This window comes from Flavobacterium cryoconiti (genome assembly GCF_048158645.1).
Lineage (GTDB): Bacteria > Bacteroidota > Bacteroidia > Flavobacteriales > Flavobacteriaceae > Flavobacterium > Flavobacterium cryoconiti.
This window is the reverse complement of record NZ_JBLNKW010000017.1, coordinates 1-23,651: the sequence shown is the minus strand read 5'-3', so window position 1 is coordinate 23,651 and position 23,651 is coordinate 1. Positions and strand designations below refer to the sequence as shown.

25 protein-coding genes and 2 pseudogenes are annotated in these 23,651 nt (G+C 34.7%); 23 read left to right on the top strand and 4 right to left on the bottom strand.

What is annotated here, in order from left to right; translation table 11 throughout:
* The 18 genes and pseudogenes from ACM55H_RS17570 to ACM55H_RS17485 form a co-directional block, all read left to right on the top strand.
* Positions 1 to 187, top strand: a 187-nt coding sequence (locus ACM55H_RS17570) for a hypothetical protein (RefSeq protein WP_416837751.1), incomplete at its 5' end; no start/stop codon positions are given.
* A 151-nt stretch (positions 188 to 338) separates the two neighbouring features.
* On the top strand, positions 339 to 1,256 hold the full coding sequence (locus ACM55H_RS17565; protein WP_416837750.1) for a tyrosine-type recombinase/integrase: 918 nt from the start codon (positions 339 to 341) through the stop codon (positions 1,254 to 1,256).
* 11 nt (positions 1,257 to 1,267) lie between these two features.
* On the top strand, positions 1,268 to 2,137 hold the full coding sequence (locus ACM55H_RS17560) for a tyrosine-type recombinase/integrase (RefSeq protein ID WP_416837749.1): 870 nt from the start codon (positions 1,268 to 1,270) through the stop codon (positions 2,135 to 2,137).
* Positions 2,138 to 2,462: 325 nt separating this feature from the next.
* Positions 2,463 to 4,013, top strand: coding sequence for a Fic family protein (locus ACM55H_RS17555; protein WP_416837748.1), 1,551 nt, complete (start codon positions 2,463 to 2,465; stop codon positions 4,011 to 4,013).
* 225 nt (positions 4,014 to 4,238) lie between these two features.
* Positions 4,239 to 5,156: pseudogene (locus ACM55H_RS17550) on the top strand (RHS repeat-associated core domain-containing protein); the annotation flags it as partial.
* An 11-nt stretch (positions 5,157 to 5,167) separates the two neighbouring features.
* Positions 5,168 to 5,455 carry a hypothetical protein gene (locus ACM55H_RS17545; RefSeq protein WP_416837747.1) on the top strand — a complete coding sequence of 96 codons (288 nt, stop codon included), beginning with the start codon at positions 5,168 to 5,170 and terminating at the stop codon, positions 5,453 to 5,455.
* A 558-nt stretch (positions 5,456 to 6,013) separates the two neighbouring features.
* Positions 6,014 to 6,424 carry a hypothetical protein gene (locus tag ACM55H_RS17540; protein ID WP_416837746.1) on the top strand — a complete coding sequence of 137 codons (411 nt, stop codon included), beginning with the start codon at positions 6,014 to 6,016 and terminating at the stop codon, positions 6,422 to 6,424.
* 223 nt (positions 6,425 to 6,647) lie between these two features.
* Positions 6,648 to 6,794: a hypothetical protein gene (locus ACM55H_RS17535; protein WP_416837745.1), complete on the top strand. Its 147-nt coding sequence runs from the start codon at positions 6,648 to 6,650 to the stop codon at positions 6,792 to 6,794.
* Positions 6,795 to 6,941: 147 nt separating this feature from the next.
* On the top strand, positions 6,942 to 7,619 hold the full coding sequence (locus tag ACM55H_RS17530) for a recombinase family protein (RefSeq protein WP_416837744.1): 678 nt from the start codon (positions 6,942 to 6,944) through the stop codon (positions 7,617 to 7,619).
* Positions 7,620 to 8,032: 413 nt separating this feature from the next.
* Complete coding sequence (locus ACM55H_RS17525) at positions 8,033 to 8,596, top strand: hypothetical protein (protein ID WP_416837743.1); 564 nt, start codon at positions 8,033 to 8,035, stop codon at positions 8,594 to 8,596.
* 4 nt (positions 8,597 to 8,600) lie between these two features.
* Positions 8,601 to 10,280, top strand: coding sequence for a hypothetical protein (locus tag ACM55H_RS17520; RefSeq protein WP_416837742.1), 1,680 nt, complete (start codon positions 8,601 to 8,603; stop codon positions 10,278 to 10,280).
* A 110-nt stretch (positions 10,281 to 10,390) separates the two neighbouring features.
* Positions 10,391 to 11,308 carry a tyrosine-type recombinase/integrase gene (locus tag ACM55H_RS17515; RefSeq protein WP_416837741.1) on the top strand — a complete coding sequence of 306 codons (918 nt, stop codon included), beginning with the start codon at positions 10,391 to 10,393 and terminating at the stop codon, positions 11,306 to 11,308.
* An 8-nt stretch (positions 11,309 to 11,316) separates the two neighbouring features.
* Positions 11,317 to 12,183 (top strand): tyrosine-type recombinase/integrase, encoded by an 867-nt coding sequence (locus ACM55H_RS17510; protein WP_416837740.1) that lies wholly within the window; start codon positions 11,317 to 11,319, stop codon positions 12,181 to 12,183.
* Between the two features lie 268 nt (positions 12,184 to 12,451).
* Complete coding sequence (locus ACM55H_RS17505) at positions 12,452 to 12,619, top strand: hypothetical protein (protein WP_416837739.1); 168 nt, start codon at positions 12,452 to 12,454, stop codon at positions 12,617 to 12,619.
* A 54-nt stretch (positions 12,620 to 12,673) separates the two neighbouring features.
* Positions 12,674 to 13,471: an RHS repeat domain-containing protein gene (locus tag ACM55H_RS17500; RefSeq protein ID WP_416837752.1), complete on the top strand. Its 798-nt coding sequence runs from the start codon at positions 12,674 to 12,676 to the stop codon at positions 13,469 to 13,471.
* On the top strand, positions 13,452 to 14,342 hold the full coding sequence (locus ACM55H_RS17495; RefSeq protein ID WP_416837738.1) for a hypothetical protein: 891 nt from the start codon (positions 13,452 to 13,454) through the stop codon (positions 14,340 to 14,342). Before ACM55H_RS17500 ends, ACM55H_RS17495 begins: the two co-directional genes overlap by 20 nt.
* Before the next feature lie 10 nt (positions 14,343 to 14,352).
* Positions 14,353 to 14,551: pseudogene (locus ACM55H_RS17490) on the top strand (RHS repeat-associated core domain-containing protein); the annotation flags it as partial.
* 658 nt (positions 14,552 to 15,209) lie between these two features.
* Positions 15,210 to 15,662 carry a hypothetical protein gene (locus ACM55H_RS17485; RefSeq protein WP_416837737.1) on the top strand — a complete coding sequence of 151 codons (453 nt, stop codon included), beginning with the start codon at positions 15,210 to 15,212 and terminating at the stop codon, positions 15,660 to 15,662.
* A gap of 162 nt (positions 15,663 to 15,824) precedes the next feature.
* Here the strand turns inward: ACM55H_RS17485 and ACM55H_RS17480 are convergent, their stop codons facing one another.
* The 4 genes from ACM55H_RS17480 to ACM55H_RS17465 form a co-directional block, all read right to left on the bottom strand.
* Positions 15,825 to 17,099, bottom strand: a complete 1,275-nt coding sequence (locus tag ACM55H_RS17480; protein WP_416837736.1) for a relaxase/mobilization nuclease domain-containing protein — start codon at positions 17,097 to 17,099, stop codon at positions 15,825 to 15,827.
* The gene (locus tag ACM55H_RS17475; protein ID WP_416837735.1) at positions 17,084 to 17,476 is read right to left on the bottom strand and encodes a plasmid mobilization protein; all 393 of its coding nucleotides are present in this window, start codon (positions 17,474 to 17,476) and stop codon (positions 17,084 to 17,086) included. Before ACM55H_RS17475 ends, ACM55H_RS17480 begins: the two co-directional genes overlap by 16 nt.
* Positions 17,477 to 18,214: 738 nt before the next feature.
* The gene (locus tag ACM55H_RS17470) at positions 18,215 to 18,472 is read right to left on the bottom strand and encodes a hypothetical protein (RefSeq protein WP_416837734.1); all 258 of its coding nucleotides are present in this window, start codon (positions 18,470 to 18,472) and stop codon (positions 18,215 to 18,217) included.
* A 140-nt stretch (positions 18,473 to 18,612) separates the two neighbouring features.
* A complete protein-coding gene (locus tag ACM55H_RS17465) occupies positions 18,613 to 19,008 on the bottom strand; it encodes a helix-turn-helix domain-containing protein (protein WP_416837733.1) in 396 nt (131 codons plus the stop codon).
* Positions 19,009 to 19,178: 170 nt separating this feature from the next.
* Here ACM55H_RS17465 and ACM55H_RS17460 point away from each other — a divergent pair, with 170 nt between their 5' ends.
* From ACM55H_RS17460 to ACM55H_RS17440, 5 genes are all read left to right on the top strand, one after another.
* Complete coding sequence (locus tag ACM55H_RS17460) at positions 19,179 to 20,903, top strand: hypothetical protein (protein ID WP_416837732.1); 1,725 nt, start codon at positions 19,179 to 19,181, stop codon at positions 20,901 to 20,903.
* The gene (locus tag ACM55H_RS17455; protein ID WP_416837731.1) at positions 20,890 to 21,225 is read left to right on the top strand and encodes a hypothetical protein; all 336 of its coding nucleotides are present in this window, start codon (positions 20,890 to 20,892) and stop codon (positions 21,223 to 21,225) included. Before ACM55H_RS17460 ends, ACM55H_RS17455 begins: the two co-directional genes overlap by 14 nt.
* Before the next feature lie 38 nt (positions 21,226 to 21,263).
* The gene (locus ACM55H_RS17450) at positions 21,264 to 21,608 is read left to right on the top strand and encodes a hypothetical protein (RefSeq protein WP_416837730.1); all 345 of its coding nucleotides are present in this window, start codon (positions 21,264 to 21,266) and stop codon (positions 21,606 to 21,608) included.
* A gap of 164 nt (positions 21,609 to 21,772) precedes the next feature.
* Entirely contained in the window at positions 21,773 to 22,276 is a 504-nt protein-coding gene (locus tag ACM55H_RS17445) for a hypothetical protein (protein ID WP_416837729.1), read from the top strand.
* Positions 22,273 to 23,568: a tyrosine-type recombinase/integrase gene (locus ACM55H_RS17440; protein WP_416837728.1), complete on the top strand. Its 1,296-nt coding sequence runs from the start codon at positions 22,273 to 22,275 to the stop codon at positions 23,566 to 23,568. Before ACM55H_RS17445 ends, ACM55H_RS17440 begins: the two co-directional genes overlap by 4 nt.
* Positions 23,569 to 23,651 lie beyond the last annotated feature (83 nt).

Genomic DNA, 23,651 nt, shown 5'->3' with positions numbered 1-23,651 from the left:
TCAATTTACCCCGAAATTAGGTGGTCAATTTGGATTGGAAAGTGGTGGTCAATTTGCTCCGGAACTGGTGGTCAATTTACACTGGAAAGTGGTGGTCAATTTGACCGGTTTTTCCAACTGGGACAATATGGAAAAACTAAAGGACAGGATAAAGAAAGATTTGTACAAGCAACTCGAAGAATTTTAAATATAACAAAAAAACAAAAAGGAACGCCCCGGAACGCCAGTGGAACACCGGAGCCTCAGTAAATACTGGTAATACGATACTGGCGTTCCGTGTTCCACGGAGTGCACAAGCGGCCACTTAAAAACACCACCATTTAAGAACACTAAAAACAATGAAAAAAAACATACTAACCAAAGATTTTCAAAAGCTTGCCCAAAGTTTTGACAGCTTTATAAAAGTCCGGAATTACAAATCAGGAAAAGGGCGCATGTATCAAAACGTTCTGACCGAATTTCTGGCATGGCTCGAAGAAATAGGAATCACTAAAATTAAAGACGTGAATACCAAAGAATCAATAAAGTATTTTGAGTACTTAATTGCAAGACCTAAATTGCGTGGCGAAGGTACGCTGTCGCAGAAAACTATTAAGTTTCATCTTTTTGTACAGGGATTGTTCTTACTCAATCTTATGGAAAACAAAGAAATTGAAAACGGCTATTATATCCCTGCTTATAGCGGAGGTATTCAAAAACCCAGAAATATCCTGAGCGTGGAAGAAATTAAAATCGTTTATCAAAACTGCGAGAATGAAATGGAGAAAGCCTTACTGTCTGTAGCCTATGGTTGTGGACTTCGCCGATCAGAAATAAATACACTGAATTTAAGAGATATACAGCTAAACAGCGGAATGCTCATTGTCAGAAGCGGAAAAGGAAGTAAAAGGCGCGAAGTTCCTATGAGCGATACCGTTATGAAATACCTAAAAAAATACATACTGGAAGAGCGCAATCAAAAGCTTGTTGGGAAAAGCCAAATGGAAGATGCTTTTTTTATCAATAGCAAAGGCAAACGAGCCACTGGCGAGAACCTGAATGACATACTTAAAAAAATGATTGAGCAGACCCAAAAATACGAACTGATTCAAAAGGATATTACCCTGCATTGTCTGCGTCACAGTATTGCGTATCATCTCGCGGAGAATAATGCAGGGATTGATTTTATACGCAGTTTCCTCGGGCATTCCGATATAAATACAACGTATATCTATGCTATCAAAAACAAGAAACGAAAACCGACAGTAACTTTTTAAGTAATTGACTTATGACAAAACAAACACTAGAACAGTTCCTGCTCCAGAATTATAGTAAACAAACGGTATCAAGCTATTTGTTTGCCATCAATCACTTTTTAAAATTAAATCCCAAAGCCAAGCGATACAAATACGAAAATATTGTCAGGTATATGGAAGAAATCAGTTTAAAGCAACCCAATAGTAAATATAGGGTCGTGATTTTATCGGCAATCAAAAAATACTATGATTATTTGGTTATGAGTGGGTACAGAACCGACCATCCATGCAAACGCCTAAACATTAAGGTTAACAGTAATCAGGCAATACAGGTGCAGGATCTGTTCAGCAGTCCGGAATTGCAACTACTCTTGGAAAGGGAAAACCGGTATAAACACTTGGACATCAGAAATAATGTATTACTGTCTCTGCTGATTTATCAGGGACTTACCAGCGATGAAATTATTCGATTAACTATTAAAGATATTGATTTGGACAATGGGACTATTTACATAAAAGCTTCGAATATGCTCAATAAGCGAACGTTGGAGCTGGTCTCCAAACAGATGATTTTATTTTCTAATTATCTGAATGAGACGCGGATAGAAATGCTTCGTTGTAAAACCGAAAAACTAATTATTACAAAACTGGGTAAGCCTATAACAGTAGATAGTGTTCATGCCATGATTGCGCCGCTCAGGGCATTGTTTCCGGATAGGAGGCTCAATCCGCAAACCATCCGCATGAGTGTGATCTGTAACTGGCTCAACGAGAAAAAGATTCCTTTGGAACGGGCGCAGGAACTCGCCGGACATAAATGGCCAGGCACTACGGAAAAATACATTAAGGTGAATAGTTCCCAACAGAGAGAAATGATTAATCGATATTTTCCTGTGATTTAAAAAGTCAATATATGCATTTACATCTTTTAAATAAAACAAGTATATACGCTTACTTATGTAAATCAATTGTTTGTAAAAAAAATATAATATACTCTTGTTGATGAAGTTAAGTTATATAAATTGGCAAGACTATTGATTAATTCATTATATTTGCACAATAGGCTAATTTACGTGCAACACGATAAGCTAACTATGATGCAGCACAATAGGCTAATTTACGCGCAACACGATAGGCTAATTACGATGCGAAATTATTAAGCTTTTGTTTTGAAAAAATAGTTGATTAATAATTTCGGATATAAAATAATTCAAGAAAAAGAATAATATGGCTACACCTGGGGAAAAATTGGCGGCATCGCTTCAGATACTTCGTGATTTACAGGAGGATCAGAGTATTGTCGCAATAAAATCATCGGAAATAAACAGAACACATAGAGAGCGTCTGATAAAAAATGGTTTCTTGAAGGAAGTATCCAGAGGTTGGTACATTGTGTCAAATCCCCATGAAGCTGCTGGAGACACTACTTCATGGTATACATCCTATTGGCAATTCTGCTCGCGTTATCTCAAGGATAAATACGGTGATGCCTACTGCATTTCAGCCGATCAGTCTCTCATGATACATGCAGGAAACAGAACTGTACCTACACAATTAATTATCCGTGCATTAGAAGCTTCGAACAAAGTCATACCATTGTTGTATAATACGTCATTACTAGAAATGAAGTCACCGCTTCCATATATGGCCGATATTGTGGAGATAAATGGCATCAGAATGTTACCACTACACTCTGCTTTGATAAACTGCTCAACAGCAATGTTCGAAAGGAATGCGGTCGATGTACGTGCCGCGATGGCACTGGTTCAGGATGCATCCGAAATTCTCAGCCCACTTCTCGAAGGCTCACACACTGTAGTGGCCGGAAGGCTAGCCGGTGCGTTTCGAAATATTGGACGAGACCGTATCGCCGATGACATCTTGAAAACAATGAAAGCCGCTGATTACAATGTACGCGAAACAGATCCTTTTCAAAGTAAATCTCCAGTTGCTCTATCATTCAGAGAAAGATCGCCCTATGCAAACCGTATCAAGCTGATGTGGGATGAATGGCGAAAGGTTGTTATAAAGTATTTTCCGAATGAACCAGGTCTTCCAAAAGACAAAGAAAAATACCTTGAAGTTGTAGAACAGATATATGTCACTGATGCCTACCATTCCCTTTCTATAGAAAGATATGTGGTATCGGTAGAGTTGATTGAAAAAGTCCGCACTGGCGATTGGGACATCAAGGGGAATGAAAATGATAGAAACCACAGGAATGCTATGGCAGCAAGAGGCTACTGGCAGGCAACACAAGCTGTAAAGAAAAGTCTCGGTAAAATTTTAGAAGGCGACAATGCTGGAAAAGTAGCTGACGATGACCATAGAGATTGGTATCAGGAATTATTTGCGCCCAGTGTGGTGGCTGGAATTTTAAAGGCTTCGGATTTGGCAGGATACAGAACCAATCAGGTCTATATTTCTAATTCTCTGCATGTGCCTCTAAACAGAGATGCTCTGAGAGATGCAATGCCCACGCTTTTTGAATTACTCGAAAACGAAACCAGCGCCGCAGTACGCGCAGTGCTCGGGCACTTTATATTTGTGTACATACATCCCTATATGGACGGTAATGGCAGGATGGCAAGGTTCTTAATGAATGTGATGTTAGCTTCCGGAGGTTTTCCTTGGACTGTTATTCCTGTGGAAGAACGTGATCCTTATATGGCAGCTCTTGAAAGTGCAAGTGTGAGAGGTGATATAGAACCCTTTACAATATTTCTTTCAAAACTGGTAAGTGAAAGCTTAAAAGGTAAACCAGTCGCAAGAATATAAATAGTTTATATGTAATTCTAGATAATCAACCGATAATCAAGCTCTCATTTTGAGGGCTTTTTTTATTGGTTATAAGTAATAAATCACAAGGATTTATTAGGAAAATAATTAAACTACATTTACTTTCGTATTATTGAAAAATGTAACCGGACGTTCTTTATAATGAAATTTTTTGAAAGGAGCTGTTTTATATAAAAAAGGTTTGCAGAACCCTATAAGTATAAGTACAACGGAAAAGAGTTCCAAGACGAGTTGGGGCTTAATGTTTACGACTATGGATTTAGATTATACGACCCAGCAATTGGCAGAATGCAAAATCCTGACCCTTTAGCAGAATTAGCTTATGACCTAACACCAAATCGTTATTGTTTTAATAATCCAATAAATTTCATAGACCCAAGTGGTTTATGGGAAACAACAGCAAATGGATATACAACAAACAAGCCTGAAGATATTAAACGTTTTATGTCTTATTTAGAAACCGAAAATGTTCTTTTAAATAATACTCCAACAACTGGACAAACATCTACATTTATTGATGGAGAGATGTCAGCAGGTGGTCACGGAAAATTAAGTGATGGTTCTGTACTAGCAGATGAACTTTCTATAAAGACGTACAAACAAGTTGGTGGTGGTATCAAAGGTTATGCTGATGAAAAATCGTTTAGTAACTTTTGGCACGGTGTACAAAAAAGTCTAACACCAGATGGCTTAGATATTAGAACATTAGGACAAAATTTACTTGGATTATCTTATCCTGGAGGGAATAATCCAAAAACATATAGTGGTATTGATGATTTCTCCTATGTTCCCAAAAGTGTTGTAGAATACCCTGCAATTGGTCACGATAGAAGATATGCTAATTTAGGTACTTCAGGAGCTGTAGGTTTATTAACAGATACTAGGGCAATTAGTACTGATTTTAGATTTGTGGCTATGACATTATTATCGGCAAGATATACAGATAGTTATAAAGAGAAAGCGCAAGGGGTAGTTTTAGGTTTGGGTCTAGGTGCTTTAGCATCTTTTAAAACAGTTTATCATTTTTCTAGCCAAAGTCCAGCAAGTGCAATATCATCAATTATACAGGCAGATAATGTAGCAAATAAAGGAGGAGTGACATATTCACCTTCAGGGCAATAAAAAATATAAAAATGGAAAACACAAAAAAGAAAGCTTGGAATAATTCATTAATTATTTCTTTAGTATACGTTGGAATTGGAACACTATCTGTTTTATGCTCTTATCCGCCTTATTATGGAGATTGGGTCTTATTTGGGCTTTTTATTACCTTTCCTGTTAGTATATTTAGTTTTGGAATAATGATAGCGGGTAAATATTATCTAGCAGTTATTGCTATTCAAATAATTATATTTTTTATATTTTGGTATTTATGTTATCATTTTTTGTTGAAAAAATATTTAAAAAAGACTTCCGACTAATTTCGAATATATCACAATAAAATGGTAATGTGTCAAATGTGTTGGTGCTTAATTATTTCATAAAACATTCGCAGAAAATCAACTATTTATAGTATTATAGTAGTCAAAATTAAACAACCTTCGGGTTGTTTTTTTTGTACTTTTAATGTTCCTAAACTGCTAGTTATTCGGTCAGACGTTCCTGTATTTGTTCTGGGGTCTCAAACGTGATTCGGAAAGCAATTGATAGTCCACCCCCTCCCTGTATCGGCTATTTTACTACTAGATTCCTCGATTTAGTTCCTCAGATTACCTCCCCGACCATGCGAAATGTACACATATTCAATCCGCACCTACTGTGTGATAAATGAAATTTCTCCCAATTTTTGAAATTCCACAGAATAGTGTCTCATTTTGGAACACTTATTTTCCCAATCAAAAAAATATTTTTCAAAAAAAAGTGCCAAAAAGCTACACTTTTGAAAGTTTGATAGTATTTATAAACATAGATGCTTGACTTATCTCCTTGTATGGAGTTCCTGTATCTAACCAATAACGAGATACTAACTAACCAACAAAATGAAATATGAAAATTTAAAGAAATTTATAATAAGCACGAAAGCAAGCAAAAGTACTATCTACAGATTTTACAAAAAGAATGAAGACTTATTCTCAGAAACCAAAATTCCAAATGGAAAACGACTATTTCCAGTTGACCACGCCAGATATTTTGACTCCGAAATAATGTTTGACGAAAACAAAATACTAAGACAGGAAAACCAATCTATGAGAAACCTCATCGATTGTCTGGCAGATAAAGAAAGTTTACAGCATACATTCTGGCACATGGATTGGAGTTTTTTCTTTACGGTGGCGTACAAACTGGAACGTAATAAGACCAGTTGTTTTAAACAAATGCACGGTCTTTACGATTATCTGAATGAAAAATATCAGGATTCAACAGAACTACGACTATTTTTTACTACTTAACCCTTCACAAACAGAAAAGGTTATCACAACCATTTTGTTATTTACATTGAAGATAAAAAACTTCATGAGCAAATTGTAACCGATATTCAGGAATACTTCAACTATGATAGAACAGATGTAAGTACCTATGACAAATACAAAGCTGGATTGTTCTATATGGCAAAGGAGGGTCTAAATGGAGAAGACTGGGATTTTATCAATAATAGTGCAAACACCACAAGCTATGAGAATTAAGCTTAAACTTTCTCAGTTAAAACGGATATTGCTATCCGAACCGCTAAAATTACCCATCAGTTTTAAAATGGAAGATTTGACCGACCACGAATTTTCAGAGTTTCAAAAATTATTGCAATCCAAAGAACGAGGCTAACCCCTCGTTTTTTTGTGCGCCAAATTCTCCAAAAAAAGCTGTGAGCCCAGGAAAACCAGGATTTTTCTTGTTTAATCCAATTTAGACCTGGACATTTGGAGTGTAATAAATCACAAACGGACGTTTAAGGTTTAAATCAATATCAAAATGAAAAAATTTGTTGCATATTATAGAGTCAGTAGAAAAGAGCAAGGAATCTCGGGTTTAGGATTGTCTGCTCAAAAAAGTTCAGTTGAAAAATATGTGACTTCACAGGATGGAACTATCTTAAGGAGCTTTACTGAGATTGAGACTGGTACAAATAAACGTGAACGTATCGAAATCCATAAAGCTATCCAACTGGCGAAAAATGAAGGAGCAATCCTCATAATAGCAAAATTAGACAGATTAGCTCGAAATGTGAGCTTTGTAAGTTCTTTGATGGATGCTGGTATCGAATTTTTGGCGGTAGATATGCCCTCAGCCAACAATTTCACCATCCATATTTTTTCGGCACTTGCAGAGCAGGAAGCCAAGCTTATCAGCTCCAGAACCAAGCTTGCGCTTGCGGAACTTAAGAAAAAAGGAGTAAAATTAGGTAATCCGCAAAATCTAACTAGTGAGGCTAGAGCCAAGGGAGTTGATAAAATTAAAAAAAATGCCATGAACAATGACCGAAATCGACAAGCACAATCAATAATTCTCAATTGCAAAGAGAAAGAAATGAGCTACAGACAAATTGCAGATTATCTTAATCAGCTCAATTTCAAAACCAGACATGGGAATAAATTTTATGCTCCAACCGTTCTTCAATTGTACAATAGAACTAACTTATTAGCTACATAAATTGATTGAGTTATCTACAAAAATCAAAATATTAAAAAGAAGAAATACCGTACTAATTATTAGTTAAGATTATTTTATTTTAAAAATTTTTAAAAATCTTAATTTATTAATAATTAAGCGATTAAGCAGTTTTAGTGCGAAATAACTTATATCATATAACTTGATTAAGTTACCTAAAAAAGAATGTCTAAAACATGTCATATCTTTGTCAAAAGAAATCTAAAGGAAGAGATTATTGCAAGAATCTTTTCTCCATTCTAATAGCTAAAGAATGGAAAAAGAGCAGGTTGTAAAGCTAAACAACTTACTCAAAAATCAAATTTATATTACAGATTACAGATTCGGTGCAATACCCGAGGGTGTCTTCTTGTGCCAAAAAATTACGTGTCAAAACCTTAAAAAAAATGAAGTTTATGGAAAATTTAGAAACGCTGTTCCAGTCCTTTGAAACTGGTATTAGAAGTGCCAAGGCAGACAAGCCCAAAGACTATTTAAAGAGCATTGGACTGGATTACGCAGAACTAAGAATAGGCTTCAATTCAGGACAATTCCATCATAGGAAAGACCAAGAGTTTAAAGATGAATTTGAAGCTTTAGGAATGCTAAAAAAGAGTGATGCAGGAGTGCGGGAAGAGACGATGACGGCATATACTGTTTTTGGGAGCTATGGACTTATTTTTCCGCTGGTGGACAAAGAAAATAGAATTGTAAACTATTTTGCTTTACGCTTCAAGCTAGAAACAACTAAAGAAGAATACCTCAACAGCGAAGGCATTTATCCAGCATATCCTCCTCCATTAACCAAACGGCTTTATATAGCTCCCACGGTCATTGACTGTGCAAGCCTCATACAGTCAAAGACACTGGAGAACCGAGAAGCAATAATCACGCTACAGAATGGAGAGTTATTAAATCAACACCTTGAAGCCATCAAAGCCCTGCACGAATTGGAAGAAATAATAATCATTAAACGTTAAGACTATGCAAAACATAAGGACACAAATACAAAGCATCAGACCAGAATTGCCCGTAAACCTGATTCAGCTCCCAGAGGGTCACAGCATGAACGATATGTGGCTGAACTACGGGGCTGACGGAATTATCGAGTTACTGCAAAACCCAAAAGGAGAAAAAACAATACCAACGCTGGAGATTCTGGGTGATTTTAAAATCAGCTACAAAGGAAAAACGGGAACGTTTTATGTGATTGGGAGCCTGCCTATGGATTTGGGTAACCTCAGGGTATCACTTCAAGTCGTGGAGCAGGCAACCCAAAAGAAGCACCGATTGAAAATTGACCTGTTTGATTTTACGAATGTTCAGAACCAATGTAGGGAACTGAGCGAGAAACAGGGATTTGACGGGAATCTGTTGGAATCTGACCTCTTGCAGTTCACAGACCTTTTGGAAGATTACAGGGAAACACTCTTCAACGCTGAAATGAACCCCGTAACCGACCAATTTTCACAAAAGGAGTTAACACCCCAAGCCAGTGAAAAAGCGATAGAATTCCTTTCTAAACCTCATCTTTTTAAGGATATAGATAAACTGCTGGGACAGAGCGGAATCGTAGGTGAAGAAGAAAACAGGATTCTATCATTCATACTGGCATCGAGCTATAAAATGCCGTATCTGATGCATGGACTGATACAGGGAAGTAGCGGAGAAGGGAAAAGCCACCTCATCAACGCCATAGCAGACTGCATGCCACAGGAGGACGTAATGAACATGACCCGAATTACCAGTAAATCGCTCTACCATTACAGAGAAAAAGAACTGATGAATAAACTCATTATCATTCAGGATTTTGACGGATTGGACGAAGAAGCGCAATTTGCATTCAGGGAAATGCAATCTGCTAAGTTTTTGACCAGTTCCACGGTGGTTAAGGACATGCTGGGCAATACCAGAGGAAAGATGAAAAAGGTTGAAGCTCATTTTGCCAGCCTTACCGCCACGACCAAAGCAGAGGTTTACTACGACAATATGAGCCGTTCCGTAGTTTTGGGAGTGGATGAAAGCCAAGAGCAAACGCTTAGGATTATCAAAGCTCAGAACCTGAAAATATCAGGCGTGAGCAATTCAGAGAGCGAACAGCAGGCAAAACAGCTCCTGAGAAATGCTATGCGGGTACTGAAATCCTACGAAGTGGTCAATCCTTATGCCGATAAACTAATGTTACCATTAGAAGCTAAAATGCTCAGAAGGTTAAACAGCCAGTTTCAGAATTTTGTGTCACAAATCACAATCCTACACCAATACCAACGCAAAAAGGACAGTAAAGGCAGATTGATAGCCACCGAAGACGATGTGAGAAAAGCCGTTGAGATATTCTTTAGCTCCATCATTATCAAAGTGGATGAACTCGATAAAAGTACTCGACAGTTTTTTGAAAAACTCAAAGGATTTGTTAGAACTCAAACAGGTGGAACAACCCACCGTTTTACAACCCGTGAAATCAGGCAAGAACTCAACATAAGCAAGACATCGGCTTTCAAATACGTTCAGACCTTGCAGGAACTGGAATACATTCAAGCGGTGGAAGGTTCGCCAAACAAAGGATTTAAGTATGTGATTAGCTATTGGGATAATATGGAAAAACTGAAAGCCAAAATCAAAGAAGACCTGAACAAGCAATTAGACCAGTTGGAAATCAACTAAGAACACGGGAAGCCCAGTAATTACAAGTGATATAACGCTAGTGTTCGCAGTTTTGGAGAGTGTGCCTAAGGAAAGTTTTGAAATGACCGATTTAAAAACTAGATAAGAAAATGAAAAAAACGATACAAACCCCAACATTTCAGAACCTCATCAACGATTACGACCATTTTGTCAAAGTCAGGAATTACAAAACAGGAAACAGCGAAATGTACCAGAATGTAATATTGGAATTTCTTATCTGGCTGGAAGAATCGGGAATCACTAAAATAAAAAATGTGACCAGCAAGGAATCCGTGAGCTATTTTGAGTATTTAATAAGCAGACCCAAACAGCGAGGTACTGGAACATTAGCAGAGAAAACCATCAAATTCCATCTATTCGCTTTGGGATTATTTGTACTGAATCTATTGGAAAACAAAGAAATTGAAAAAGGCTTTTTTATTCCAAGTTACAGCAACGGAAATCAAAAGCCAAGAAATGTTCTAACTGTATCAGAAATCAAAACGGTGTATCAGTATTGCCGAAACGAACAGGAAAGAGCTTTATTGTCGGTGGGTTATGGTTGTGGTCTCAGACGTTCCGAGATAGAGGCTTTGGATGTAAAGGATATTCAACTCAGTTCAGGAATGCTCATCGTTAGAAAAGGAAAAGGAAACAAAAGACGTGAAGTTCCCATGAGTGATAAAGTCATAGAATATTTGAAAAAATACATCATTGAAGAACGTTATCAATTGCTAATAGGGAAAACAGTTTTGGAAGATGCTTTGTTTGTAAACTCCAAAGGAAAGCGAACCAGTGGCGAACAACTCAACGAAATTCTTAAAAGAATGATAGAACAAACCCAGCAATACGAACTAATTCAAAAGGAAATAACGCTCCACTGTCTGCGTCATAGTATTGCGAATCACTTAGGAGAGAACAACGCAGGAATTGAGTTTATCCGAAGTTTTCTAGGGCATTCCCAAATCAATACGACTTACTTATACGCTATCAAAAACAAAAAAAGAAAACCAGTAACAACATTTTAAAAGTGCCTATGACAAAATTATCATTAGAAATGTATCTCAATCAAAACCTATCCACAAAGACAGCAGAAAGTTACATCTATACTATCAACCATTTTCTAAAGACCAACCCTAAAGCCAAACGTTTCAAATTTCAGGATATAGTGAGTTATATGGAACAAGTCAGTAGCAAACAAAGCAATATCCAGTACCGAGTCAGAATCTTATCGGCAATCAAAAGATATTACGATTATCTGGTAATGGCTGGACTACGAAACGACCATCCCTGCAAAAAGCTGAATATTAAAAACAAACAGAATCCGAGCATACAGGTTCAGGATTTGTTTAGCAGTGAGGAACTGCAATTATTACTGACACGAGAAAACCGTTATCAATATTTGGATTCCAGAAACAGCGTATTGTTATCATTATTGATTTATCAGGGATTGACCAGCGAGGAACTGACAGAATTGAAAATCAAAGATATTGATTTGGATGCAGGAACAATCTATATCAAAGCTTCAACGAATCAAAACCGCAGAACCTTGGAACTGCTCAACAGGCAAATGATTGTTTTCTCCAAGTATCTGAACGAAGTAAGACCTGAATTACTGAGATGCAATACGGATAAACTACTACTGAGCAAGCTAGGGAAACCGATTTCAGTTGATGGAATCCATGCGATTATCGAGCCGTCAAAGCCATTATTTCCAGATAGAAACCTCAACCCAAGAACCATCCGAATGAGTGTAATTTGCAATTGGCTCAACGAAAAGAAAATTCCACTGGAAAAGGTTCAGGAGTTGGCAGGACACAAATGGCCTGGAACTACTGAGAAATATTTCAAAGTGGATAGTTTGCAACAAAGAGAATTGATAAATAGATTTTTTCCGTTGTAAAGTTTTCAAAAGGACAAAAAAAGCTTTGACGGATTTGTCCCCCATGTTTTCCCTGTCAATGCTACAATCTTAATTTTAAAGAGTAAAACACTAAATCATAAGTAGTTGATTTGGTGTTTTTTTAGTTTTATATATGTTGAAATTTAGTGTCCTATTTTATTTCGACCCACAAAATTACCTTCGTTTTTCAAAACAAATGATTTGCACAGCTAACTTTTTAGCAACATTGTTTAATTGTAAAAATTTGTTTAATCTAAAAATCTATGCTATGAGTAATTTTACGATGTTTTTACTTTTTATTTTAGTTCTAACTGCAATGTTTATGACATTTCCAGAAAGAGCAAGGAAAGCTACTAAATGCTTAATCCAGTTAGTTGGTGCTTTGCTTATCAGTAAAGCTTTTCAGGCTATGATTGCCTATTTCAACCGAAAATAAACAAGAATGAAAGTCTTTTTTAAATGAAAAACATTACATTTGAACCGCTAGGATATAGAGAAATGGACGTTCTTATTACACTGGAGTAACTTTGTAAAAGCCTATAAGTATAAGTTTCAAGGACAAGAACGTCAAGACGAGCTAGGACTGAACTGGGACAGCTTTAAGTGGAGAAATTATGACCCAGCTATTGGTAGATTTATGTGTATTGACCCTCTTGCTATGGATTACACCTATAACTCTCCATATGCATTCCAAGAAAATAAAATGGGATTGGGTAGAGAACTCGAAGGATTGGAATTGCATTATAGCTCAGCAAGCGAAATTGTAAATAATACTGGGTTTAGACCTATTGTTAATGCTGTTAAGGATTTGAGTAATAGTGTTATGTCTTTATTTAGTTCTGCGGAACCTGAAAAACAAAAAGTGAGTACCGAAAAAATTAATGTGTCTTTAAGTACCGATAATGGTGGGGATGAAAACCAAAAAACAACTGGTCCCGCATTAGACTTTATGAATGTTACTAGTGTTGTTGTAAATATGGGAGCTTTTGCGGGGCTACCAGGAGGTAAATCCAAAAACGGTATGACAGATGCTAAAATTGGAAACACGGCAAGTAATATGAAAGAGAAAGCGGAATTATTTAAAGAAGGAAAAGATGCAGCAACTAAAGTTGATGAGACTGCGACCAAGGGAAGAAAAGTATTAGTAGAATATGTAGATGGTTATCGTTCAGTTTCAACGCAAAATGCATCAGAAACTGCGGCAAAAAAAGATTCAACTAATAAAGCGGAGTTAGGATATAAAGTTATTATTGAAAGACCAAAAAAAGATGAAGCTAAAAATAAATAAGAATCTTATTTTTATATTATTATGTTTAATTCTAATTTATTCGTGTAATAAAAAAGATAAAGTAGAATATTATTTATCTAATAATATGAAATTTTTAACGGAGTATAATAAAAATGGGGAGTTAAAAAAAATTACCACTTATTATGATACCATCGGTAATTTACCCAATAATGTGCTTTTTAGAAAAAACATATATGATAGCATTGTTTATTATTATAAAAACGGAAAAATATTTAAAGTAGGGCTTCAGGATATAAAAGGAAGAAAGTTTGGAAATTGGAATATATACACTCGTGATGGTTACTTAAATGAAATTAGGGAATATTATATTGTTAAAAATAATTCTATATTGAATAGAAATTGGTACTTAGACAAGAAAGGAGATACATTATGGTATGCGAAAAAACGTAATTCATATTATGAATTTGCAAATGATACTTTAGATGGTAGAAATTCAACTATGATTAGTTTTGATTTTTATTCCAAAGATACCATAAGTATTTCTACGCCATTTGCAGCAGCGGTAAGATGCAATAGCCCATTATTGAGAGAATATAACTCACAAATTATAATGGTTCTCGGTAAAGAAAATTATAATTTTAATTATAATTTTTCAAATGAAAAAGATGTAAAATTAGATACCTTTTATAATTTAAATAAAGATAAAAAAAATAGAGTTAACTTTCCTAAAGCTAATCCTAATTATGTCGTTGCTTTTGGTAGGTGGTTTGATAAATCAGGAAAGAAAACGTTAAGAGGTTATATGATTGAATATTTTAAACGTCAGCCAACCCAAAAAGACAGTGCTGTAACAGGCGAAACAAAGGTTTATTTTGAAAAGATAATTTATGTTAAGGATGCGGCTAAGTAATAACTAAAGATACAAGTATAAATACAACGGTAAAGAGCTCCAAGACGAGCTGGGGCTTAACATGTATGATTATGGAGCACGTAATTATGATCCAGCTCTAGGGCGTTGGATGAATGTTGACCCGCTTGCGGAGGACGGACGCAGATGGTCACCATATTGTTATGGAATGGATAATCCTGTTTATTTCATTGACCCAGATGGTATGTTATCGCAGTCATTTATTAATGATTTAATAAGTAAATCGGATAATGATAAGGCAACAAAATGGACTAATAATGATAATGGGAGTTTTTCGGCTAGTAATGGAGAAAGTGCAGCTGCTGAAAGTGAAGGAAGCGACCCTCCTAAAAAGAAGAAAACACCAGACTCTCAATCTAAAGAAGAGCAGGCAAAATATCAAAAGGATATTCAAAATCTGAATTCTTCTTTTAGCGGAATTCTTAAAGGATTATTGAATTTTATAACTTTAACAGCTGGAGGAGGAATTGGCGCAGAAGAGAGCATTGCAGTAAAAAGTACTATGGTGACCGAAGGAACATATACAGTTGCTGCAAGTAAATTTGATTATTTTTTTGGTAGAGTTCTTACTGGCTCAGCGAGTAATGTTGCGAGATCAGCTCAAAACTTAAAAGATTTATCAACTTTGGGTATTAAAAATGAAGTTCAACTAACGACTGTTTTTAATCAAGCTTTAGAAAATGGAGCTGTTGTCTCAACAAAAACTACTGAATTTGGAACATCTGTAATGCGTAGTGTTAATGTTGCTGGTAAGGGTAGTGTAGATGTTTCTTTTTTTTACAAAGGAGGAGATATGAGTGCAAACCCTTCCGTTACAACCATCATTCCCAAAATTTTTAAATAAATATTATGCGTGTAAATATATTACATATTGAAGAAAAAGAATTTAAGAAATTAAATGTGCCTACATTATTCAATGATAATAATACAAGTAGGTGTTATGCAACAATTAATTATCTTCAATACAGTTATAAGTTTTCTTGGCAAAGTGATATAATCCAGCCAAAGGAAACAGAAATTAAAAATGGAGTTTATGCAATAGGCATTGACCAAAATTTTGCGATAATTGATTTTAATATTAATGCGGTTATTTTAAATTTAAGGTTAGATTATCTTTTTTGTGATACTAAGATTTTTAAAAATTTTATTTATCTAATTACCGAACTTGAAATAATAAAAATTGATATTTTTACTTTAGAAAAAATTAAAGAATATGCGTTGCCAGATATTTTTGAAGAAATTAATTTCGATGATAAAATAAGGGTAAATTGTTTTGAAAATAGTGTTATATATTTAGATTAGAAAAATGGATAAGCAAAAAAAAAGGGAGACCAAGTTAGGGGGGTAAACCTTGATGGCTCGAATTTGTTTCCGTAACGATAACGCAGATTTGTAATCTTTCTAAAAGAATAATAATTGAAAAGAAATTAAAAAAGGATGAGTATAATTGCTCATCCTTTTTGTTTAATTACTGGATAGACCTCTTCTCTTTTTCTTACTTCTTTGTTTTTTCAATTGATTTGGTAAATAATCTGGAGAATATTCAGCCTGCATAAGCAGATCCAATGCTTTTACCAAATCAGGAATAGTTAAGATGTCTTTTTGATGTTGAAGATCCTCAATCAATGATTCTTTAGAAGGAAGTTTTTCATAAATCTGATTTCTTTTTTCTTCACCAGCAAGCTTTAATCCGCATCGCTCTTCAATGGCTTTGGCACTGTACTGTTTCCCTAAGCTACTGCCATTAAAGACGTTTTTTGTTGTGTGGTCAACATACGTAATACCATATAGCTGACCTTCAGTACTTCTTCTAAACACTGTATAAATACCTTCTTTTTCCAATAGCCTTGCCAGTACGGTTATCGGCATTGCCTGCTCTCTTAGAAGTGCCATGTTGATGGCATTTTTTACCCGTGTTTTGTCAAGAGGTCTTCTAATTTGGTTGCCTTTAAATTTTTCCTCTAAAAATTTCAAAGTCGGTTTAAAGTAAAAATCACTCGCTTTGATTGGAACGCCAATTGGTTTACCTTGTTCGTCTAATATTCGATAAACTAATCCTTTTGCCAAAAATATTTTTGAATTCTCGCTGCCACGGTCAGCCAAAACATTACACTGTTTTAGCACCGCATTAAGTTCAGCAAGGCTGGAATACTTGTACTCATTCAGCACTTTATTTAAAACATTGCTTAAGGCTTTTTTTGATTCAATCCGTCCATAATTAACCTTACTTACTAAAATTGGTTTCAAATTAAACTCCTCTTTATTTTTTCGTCCTTCTGCTTTCACTAGCCCAAATAATTCTTCAATTTCCTTTCTTGCGGGCTCTGATTTTCTTATGCCCAAATGGTGCAGGTCAATTCGCTTGCCGTCTCGCTCGATATTTATTGAGACTACGTGCAGGTGTGGGTGTCCCGCATCGTAATGCTGATACACCAAATAGGGTTGTTTCCCGAAACCGATTTTTTTCATATAGGTATTGGCAATAGCCATCATTTTTTCTTTGGAATAGTTTTCTGACGGATCAAAATTTAAGGAAATATGAACGCTGTTCCGCTTGGCGTTTTCGTTTAATTCCAGTCGTTTTGTAAAGCGATTTAGCTTTACGACACCACTCATTTTATCCACATCAACGGGATAATTGCCCGCACCGATGCACTCTGCCACACCAGCTTTGACTTTGTTCTCATTGTAGTTTAAAATACTGCGGATGGAGTGGCTTGTTTTTATGATTGAAACCATTTGTCCGTGATTTTAGAAGTGTGTCTTTCAATCAAATCTATCTTGCTTTTAAAGATTTGTTTCTCTATTTCATAACGTATAATCCATTCCCTGAATTCAGGAATTTGTTGCAGGGTGTGCATCTTTTTCACAACCTGATTGAGATTGTTCCCAATTGCACTTAGCTCATTGCGAAGCAGTATAGTTTCTTCGATAAAATCATCCAATGACTGATTTCTGTAGTGGGTTGTAATAGGCTTGTCAAATAAATGCTTGCGAACATAGTCGCTCAGCTTATGGCACGTACTGGCTTTGTACCTGTGCTCAATTTTTGCATACTCTTCGGGTGTTAGTCGCAGTGTGATTTTGCGTGTTCTGTTTGAATTTTCTCTTTCCATCATCTTTCATTTTACTCATTAATTCAAAATTGTTTTTATTGGTATTCGTGAATTTGCTCCGCTGCATTTCATTGTTATCAAACTCTTTTTATTCTTTCAGTGTCACTGCTCCCGAGTTCCGAGGATAGAGCAGCCAGATCCGGTTGTCCGACAACCGTTCATCTGGCCGTTTGCAGGAACGTTGCAATCTTTTAGCTTTTTAAAGGATAAAGGCTAATTTAAAGCTAGTGTTTGATATAAGCAATCATAGGTGAATTTTACCTATGAAATGTCTTCGATAAAATAACAGGAGATGTTCGTTTTTGATTCAGTCAGATTGCCTTTAAATTTTTTCAAAAGAAAAAGAAAAAAAAGAAAGCAATACAAAATTGGATATACATCAAACGGAGTGCTATAAGTCCCGAAGGGTGGCACTGCGAAGAATGAGCGGTGACATTATGGGCACGCAGTTGATGAATGTCCAATACCTTAGTTGTACTTTTTGTGATTTTTTACGGGATATTTTTAAGGTCTTTAAGACATATTGAAGCTGTAAGAATACTTATTTTAAATGTCTTTGAAAGTGTACGCTCCCTTATTCCAAATACAGAAGAAAAAGTACCTAAATAATTATTAGATCTTGAATAAGGAAGCGTACTTTTTCAAAAGAATACATTTAAATTAATGTGCAAAATTCTGACTGTTTTCAGGAAGGTTTTTGCACATGATTTGAAAAAAATTACTGCAATCAAAAATCATTTATTTGCTTTCTTGAAGTAACGAAATGGTGTCGGCAAGATCATGGTTTGTGATATAGTCCAAAACAAAATATTCCACTTCTTTTTTATTCTCGGGTGAAGTGGAAAATGAGTTAAGATAATACTCTGTATTTTCATCAGCAATATGAATAATTTCAGTGTAACCTTTCGAAATTAAAGTGCCTTTTAATTTCAAAACTTTAAGCTCGCTGCTATTATCAATTTCTTTTTTAACTCTTAGCTTAATAGTCTTATCCATCGGTTTAGTTTTTAATTTTCGTTTACGAACAATAATAATGTAGTGCGTAAAAAAAACTTGATTTACTTTTTATCCTACAAACAAAAAAAGAGACTTATGAAGGTCTCTTTTTGGAATTAATTATATCTTTTATAGAAGGTTTATTTAGCCTTCAATAATTTTTCCAAATACTCAACCTTATCTTTTTCTGCTTGAACTAAGCGCTCATAAAGTTCTACAACTTTATCAAGGGGATTGAATGTGCAATTATGGTTTACTGTTGGACCACTATTAATAACAGATCCTTCATAATTATTCTGAATATTATTTAATACCGTTTCATCACTATAATTTTTAATTGCCTCAGCAGAAACTCCAAGAACTTCAGCAATTGCCTGTAGTTTTTCTTCGTCAATTGTTTCGCTGGCTTCGATATTAGAAACTGACTGCTGGCTTATACCAATTGCAATAGCCAATGCTTCTTGTTTCATTCCTCGTAGCTCTCTGATTCGGCTGATATTTCTGCCTATATGTTTCGGTTTTGTTGCTGTGCTCATAGTTCAAAGATATTTAAAATTCTGTCAAAAAAAATGCATTGGTAAAAAACAAGTCAGTTTGGTGCGATACAATTCTGGATGGTTTGGTACGGTACTAAATCTCACTTCCTTGCATGGAATAAACAAAAATACAAATTAAAAATAATGTTCAACATGTAAAAAGTAAAATTATGGATTATCTAATCAAAATACAGGAGAATTATTCCCAGCGACAACGACTGGAAAAAGTTATAACGGACCTGCTCTATTTTATTGAAGCAGGATCTGTTTACATTTCATGCTACGACAAAGAGGATATGCCGACTATTATAACTTTTATTTTAAAAAAAAACTGTGGTCAAGATGGAGATACTTTAGGCGAAACTGTTCATAAACTTATTAAATTGTATCCTGATTTTGTTTTTAAATTCATCAATTCTAATTGGGCTACTTATGGATTTAGAAAAGGAAAACCTTTTTTTATTCAGCACTGCACTATTAAAGAGTTGGTTTATTTTGAGCCTGATAATAAAATATTCTATCCGCACATTGATGCTTCGAAAGAACTTCTAAAAAAGGCAAAAAAGAGATTTTATAAGGATCAAGAAGCTGCTGTGGTGACTTTTCGTACTGTGTCTATTTATACAAGAAATAATAAGAATGTAGAAGCTGCTTTTGCGATGCATCAAAGCTTGCGGTATATTTATATCTGCGCTTCGGAATTTCTCACCAGTGAATACATAGGATCTACGTGTTTGCTGGAGCAATACGACTGGGTTATTGATTTTGCACCTTCACTTAAAAATATACTCAGTAAGGATGTAGAAGCAGATAAGGAAATTTTAATACTACTTAATACTGCTTACAGTTGTACACAGTACAATTATAGCATGGAAGCTATTGAAAGCGGGTTGATTGATACCGCAAAGACAAAAATTGAATTAATGCAAAAAGAAGTTTGCAGGCTCTTTTTGGAATTTACAAAAACGTGTAAAGAAAAAATCAAGGAATTGAGTAATCAGGCGTTTCTTGGACAATCCATTTTCATGAATAAAATCCATTCCAATTATTTCATTGATAAAGCATTGTTTAAAATAAGTAATTTAATTGCAGCGTTTTTCAGAACGCGTGCAATCTATTGTTTTGGTTACACTACAACTCATAACCAAGATTTAGCGGGTAATAATGGGTATTATAGTAAGCAACTTCCTGATTATCATTTCTACCTGTTGGTGCTAAATATAGAACATAAAGAAAATGCAGTGTCTTTACTACAATCCTTGATCTGTGATAAATTTGAAGGAAAATATCGGGTAACGATCTTAAATCATCGAGCTAATTATTTACGTAAACAAAATCAGAATCAGAAATACTTTTTTGATACTGTAACAACAAATGGACTTTTAATCTATAACAACCCATTTCATCCAATTTACTGTAAAACTTTTGGAGCTGTAAGGGATTTGGAATTTTCAAAAAACTACTGGCAGAACCGTATTCTGGCGGCGCGGCAATTCTTTGATCTTGTACAAAACTGTTCCAGTAATGATTCGGCACTTATAAAAAATGCACTTCTTCACCAAGCAGTTGAGCAGATTTTAGTTGGTATTGTTGATTTATTTCTCAGTTACCATCCAAACAAGCTATCCTTCAACTATTTGTTTTCCTTAATGGAATATATTCCAGAAGTTGAGTTCCCGTTTGATTTTACTATTGAAAGAGAAAAAGAACTCTACCAATTGTTGTCAGCAAATATAGAAATGCTAAAGCATAAGGATATACAATGTGGTACTATAGAATATAGTATGCTCCTTGAAGAGAAATGTATTGAATTCTTTAGGAATGCCAAAGGAGCTGCTGAAAAAGAAATTAAAAGATTAGAAAATCTAAATTTAGATACTTATGGAAACAAATGAAATTAAAAACTTAGAGAATATTAGAAAATTAAGCGCTCGGTATTTCAACACACTAAAGCCTGTTACGGGTAGAACTGATATTTATACTACTGAAATCAGAGTACTAAATTATTACGAACTTACTTATGTGATTTCTAATATGTTGAAAATGTGTGTTCTTGCATTAGATCAAGAAGCTCCTGAAATTTCAAAGACGATCAAAAATACCTCTATTAATGTTGCGGTTGTTTTGGAAATCGTTACGCAGTTGCTTCCAATAGATGAAATTGAGTTCTTGGATGAAATACATCAAATGCTTATCAAGGATCCTGAGAACCTTTAAGAATGACATATTAAAAATAATATTTAATCGCTATCACTATGGAAACGAATGAAACAAAAACATTGAAGGAATTACGCGAACTGTCGGGAAGAAGTTTTAAGACACTTCGACCAAACAATCATAAAAAAGGCTTGTACACCATTGAATTAGATGTGGAAGGATATTTGGATTTACTTTTTACTGTTGCTAATTTAATCAAGGTCTCCATTTTGGCACTTGATTCAGATGAAACATGTTCTAGTCAGGTGCCGCATCCAGCAACCAATATAAAGAATATGTTAGAAATAGCGCTTCAGCTATTACCTTATGAGGAGGCAGAATATTTAGACTTATCAAAGGAATTGCTTTTGAAGGAAAACGAGAATGATATTCCTGAAAATTAAGACCCTAAGATAGTCTTTCATTATATATTGTCTCATATCATGACCATATTTCACCTATGATTTAGAAAAAAATCAATTCTATCTTTGTAAGTAAGTGTGATTTATGTCGAATTAGTAAAAGACCGTCTTGATGGTCTTTTACTATTGAAAAAAGGAGGTGCGTGATGAAAAATGAAGAAGAAAATGAAAAAAGAAGAATTATTGCAGAGGAATCTTTGGAGTTGTTTTATAGTGAAAATGAGGGTTTAATCCTTGAACTCGATAAAAAATCATTTTGCGATACAAAAACAAATGCTGAAAATAATCAAAGTAGGTCAACCAATTTGTCAATTTTAACAATTCCAGAGGTTGCTACCAAATTAAAGTTAATTAATAGCGAAGCAGCTAAAAAATGGATAGAAAAAAGAGGAATTCGAATTCATAAATTTTCGAAACAAAATTTGGTTTATGAAATTGAAGTTATATGCGAAATTGACAAACCTTTTGTAAAAGCATTAAAAATGAAGTATCCCTTAGTATGGAAAAACATATACAGACGATTGGTTAAAGATTACGCCGTATATGAGCTATTAATGTTTCAATTGGAAGGAGAGTTTGATTACGTGCCAACTACAAAAATAAAGAGGAATAAAAGCGATGAGAAATTATATAATGATTTAATGGAATGAGAAAGCTAACGTTGCCGAAAAACCCTTATAAAGGGATTAAGATTTATTGCAAAAAATGTAAAGTTGATACTCCAAAATGTAATCATTTTGAAAGCTTTACATACAAAGTACGGGTTCATGTTCCTGGAACCAAAAAAAGTGTAAAATCTAAAATCTTGAATGCTACGGTGTATCGAGATGCTATAACTGAAGCAATTAATTTCGAAAAACATTTAAAATCCAATAATTACGAAACAATATTAATTGATACAGGGAAAGAAAATGATTATTCTGTTATTGATTCCGTCATAAAATATAATCATTACTTAAATGGTGAAAGTGAGTACGCTCAATTTAGAAAAAACATTACTGATAGCCATCATAAGGAATTGATTCGATTCTGCAAGTATTTTGTGAAGACATTGAAAAAAAACAAGAATATTGAAGTAACAAGAATTAAGGATGTTAATAAGCAAGATGTCTCAAATTTTTATTCTTGGGCTGACAATCATTATAGTCCTAAAACCTTTAACAAATGTTTGAATGGAATCAAAAGCTTTTTTGATTTCCTAATTGATGTCGAGGAAATTGAAATGAAGAATCCTTTTAGAAAGTATTCTCGAAAACAAATACCTAAAAGTAATATTGACTCTGTCACGAAAGATGAGTTTATTGCAATTCTTGAAGCAGTAGATAAATTTAGTTCTATTGTAATTCTTGGTGGCAAAGGAGAACGAAAAAACATGTATCAACCGTATTTAAAAGCTGGCTTTAGATTGTTTTTGTTAACTGGTGGTAGGCGGGAGGAAGTAGTTGATTTGCGGTGGAGTGATATTTTAGTATCGCCTAGTGAAGTAAAGTTTTTTAGAATTCAAAATTTAAAAGTTCAGAGGAATCTCAGTAGAGATGAAGTATACAAGTATATTCCAATAAACTCGGATTTGTTTGACTTGTTGGTTGAGTTGGGCTATAATGAAAAAAAACATACTGATAGTTATATTTTATTTCCAGAAAGAAAAGTCAAGTCAAAAACTATTATGGATTCGCTTTCTAAAGCTTTTACTCATTATAAAAATGGAGCTGGTATAGAAAAAGATATTAGCCTTAAAAGTTTAAGGAAAACATATATTACATGGGTTCATCAAGTGATGCAAAAAGAAACAGGAGTTTTAACGTCTCATTCGACTGTAAAAGTTTTGGAATCTTATTATATAGATCCTCAAATTTTATCGTTAGTTGAAAAAGGGGCCACCGAAATAAAGATTTTTGGGGCAGACTCCGGATCAAGACATATTGTTGTGGGGAAATATTAAAATCTAGATATTTGTATTTCTAAATTATACCTGAATGCAAGATTCTTTTATCGACATCCTCAAGTTGTTATTACCTGAGATAA

Excerpts from the sequence above, each read along its gene's own strand:
- ACM55H_RS17565 (WP_416837750.1), top strand. The coding sequence starts at position 339 with ATGAAAAAAAACATACTAACCAAAGATTTTCAAAAGCTTGCCCAAAGT.
- ACM55H_RS17560 (WP_416837749.1), top strand. The coding sequence starts at position 1,268 with ATGACAAAACAAACACTAGAACAGTTCCTGCTCCAGAATTATAGTAAA.
- ACM55H_RS17555 (WP_416837748.1), top strand. The coding sequence starts at position 2,463 with ATGGCTACACCTGGGGAAAAATTGGCGGCATCGCTTCAGATACTTCGT.
- ACM55H_RS17545 (WP_416837747.1), top strand. The coding sequence starts at position 5,168 with ATGGAAAACACAAAAAAGAAAGCTTGGAATAATTCATTAATTATTTCT.
- ACM55H_RS17540 (WP_416837746.1), top strand. The coding sequence starts at position 6,014 with ATGAAATATGAAAATTTAAAGAAATTTATAATAAGCACGAAAGCAAGC.
- ACM55H_RS17535 (WP_416837745.1), top strand. The coding sequence starts at position 6,648 with ATGAGAATTAAGCTTAAACTTTCTCAGTTAAAACGGATATTGCTATCC.
- ACM55H_RS17530 (WP_416837744.1), top strand. The coding sequence starts at position 6,942 with ATGAAAAAATTTGTTGCATATTATAGAGTCAGTAGAAAAGAGCAAGGA.
- ACM55H_RS17525 (WP_416837743.1), top strand. The coding sequence starts at position 8,033 with ATGGAAAATTTAGAAACGCTGTTCCAGTCCTTTGAAACTGGTATTAGA.
- ACM55H_RS17520 (WP_416837742.1), top strand. The coding sequence starts at position 8,601 with ATGCAAAACATAAGGACACAAATACAAAGCATCAGACCAGAATTGCCC.
- ACM55H_RS17515 (WP_416837741.1), top strand. The coding sequence starts at position 10,391 with ATGAAAAAAACGATACAAACCCCAACATTTCAGAACCTCATCAACGAT.
- ACM55H_RS17510 (WP_416837740.1), top strand. The coding sequence starts at position 11,317 with ATGACAAAATTATCATTAGAAATGTATCTCAATCAAAACCTATCCACA.
- ACM55H_RS17505 (WP_416837739.1), top strand. The coding sequence starts at position 12,452 with ATGAGTAATTTTACGATGTTTTTACTTTTTATTTTAGTTCTAACTGCA.
- ACM55H_RS17495 (WP_416837738.1), top strand. The coding sequence starts at position 13,452 with ATGAAGCTAAAAATAAATAAGAATCTTATTTTTATATTATTATGTTTA.
- ACM55H_RS17485 (WP_416837737.1), top strand. The coding sequence starts at position 15,210 with ATGCGTGTAAATATATTACATATTGAAGAAAAAGAATTTAAGAAATTA.
- ACM55H_RS17480 (WP_416837736.1), bottom strand. The coding sequence starts at position 17,099 with ATGGTTTCAATCATAAAAACAAGCCACTCCATCCGCAGTATTTTAAAC.
- ACM55H_RS17475 (WP_416837735.1), bottom strand. The coding sequence starts at position 17,476 with ATGGAAAGAGAAAATTCAAACAGAACACGCAAAATCACACTGCGACTA.
- ACM55H_RS17470 (WP_416837734.1), bottom strand. The coding sequence starts at position 18,472 with ATGGATAAGACTATTAAGCTAAGAGTTAAAAAAGAAATTGATAATAGC.
- ACM55H_RS17465 (WP_416837733.1), bottom strand. The coding sequence starts at position 19,008 with ATGAGCACAGCAACAAAACCGAAACATATAGGCAGAAATATCAGCCGA.
- ACM55H_RS17460 (WP_416837732.1), top strand. The coding sequence starts at position 19,179 with ATGGATTATCTAATCAAAATACAGGAGAATTATTCCCAGCGACAACGA.
- ACM55H_RS17455 (WP_416837731.1), top strand. The coding sequence starts at position 20,890 with ATGGAAACAAATGAAATTAAAAACTTAGAGAATATTAGAAAATTAAGC.
- ACM55H_RS17450 (WP_416837730.1), top strand. The coding sequence starts at position 21,264 with ATGGAAACGAATGAAACAAAAACATTGAAGGAATTACGCGAACTGTCG.
- ACM55H_RS17445 (WP_416837729.1), top strand. The coding sequence starts at position 21,773 with ATGAAAAATGAAGAAGAAAATGAAAAAAGAAGAATTATTGCAGAGGAA.
- ACM55H_RS17440 (WP_416837728.1), top strand. The coding sequence starts at position 22,273 with ATGAGAAAGCTAACGTTGCCGAAAAACCCTTATAAAGGGATTAAGATT.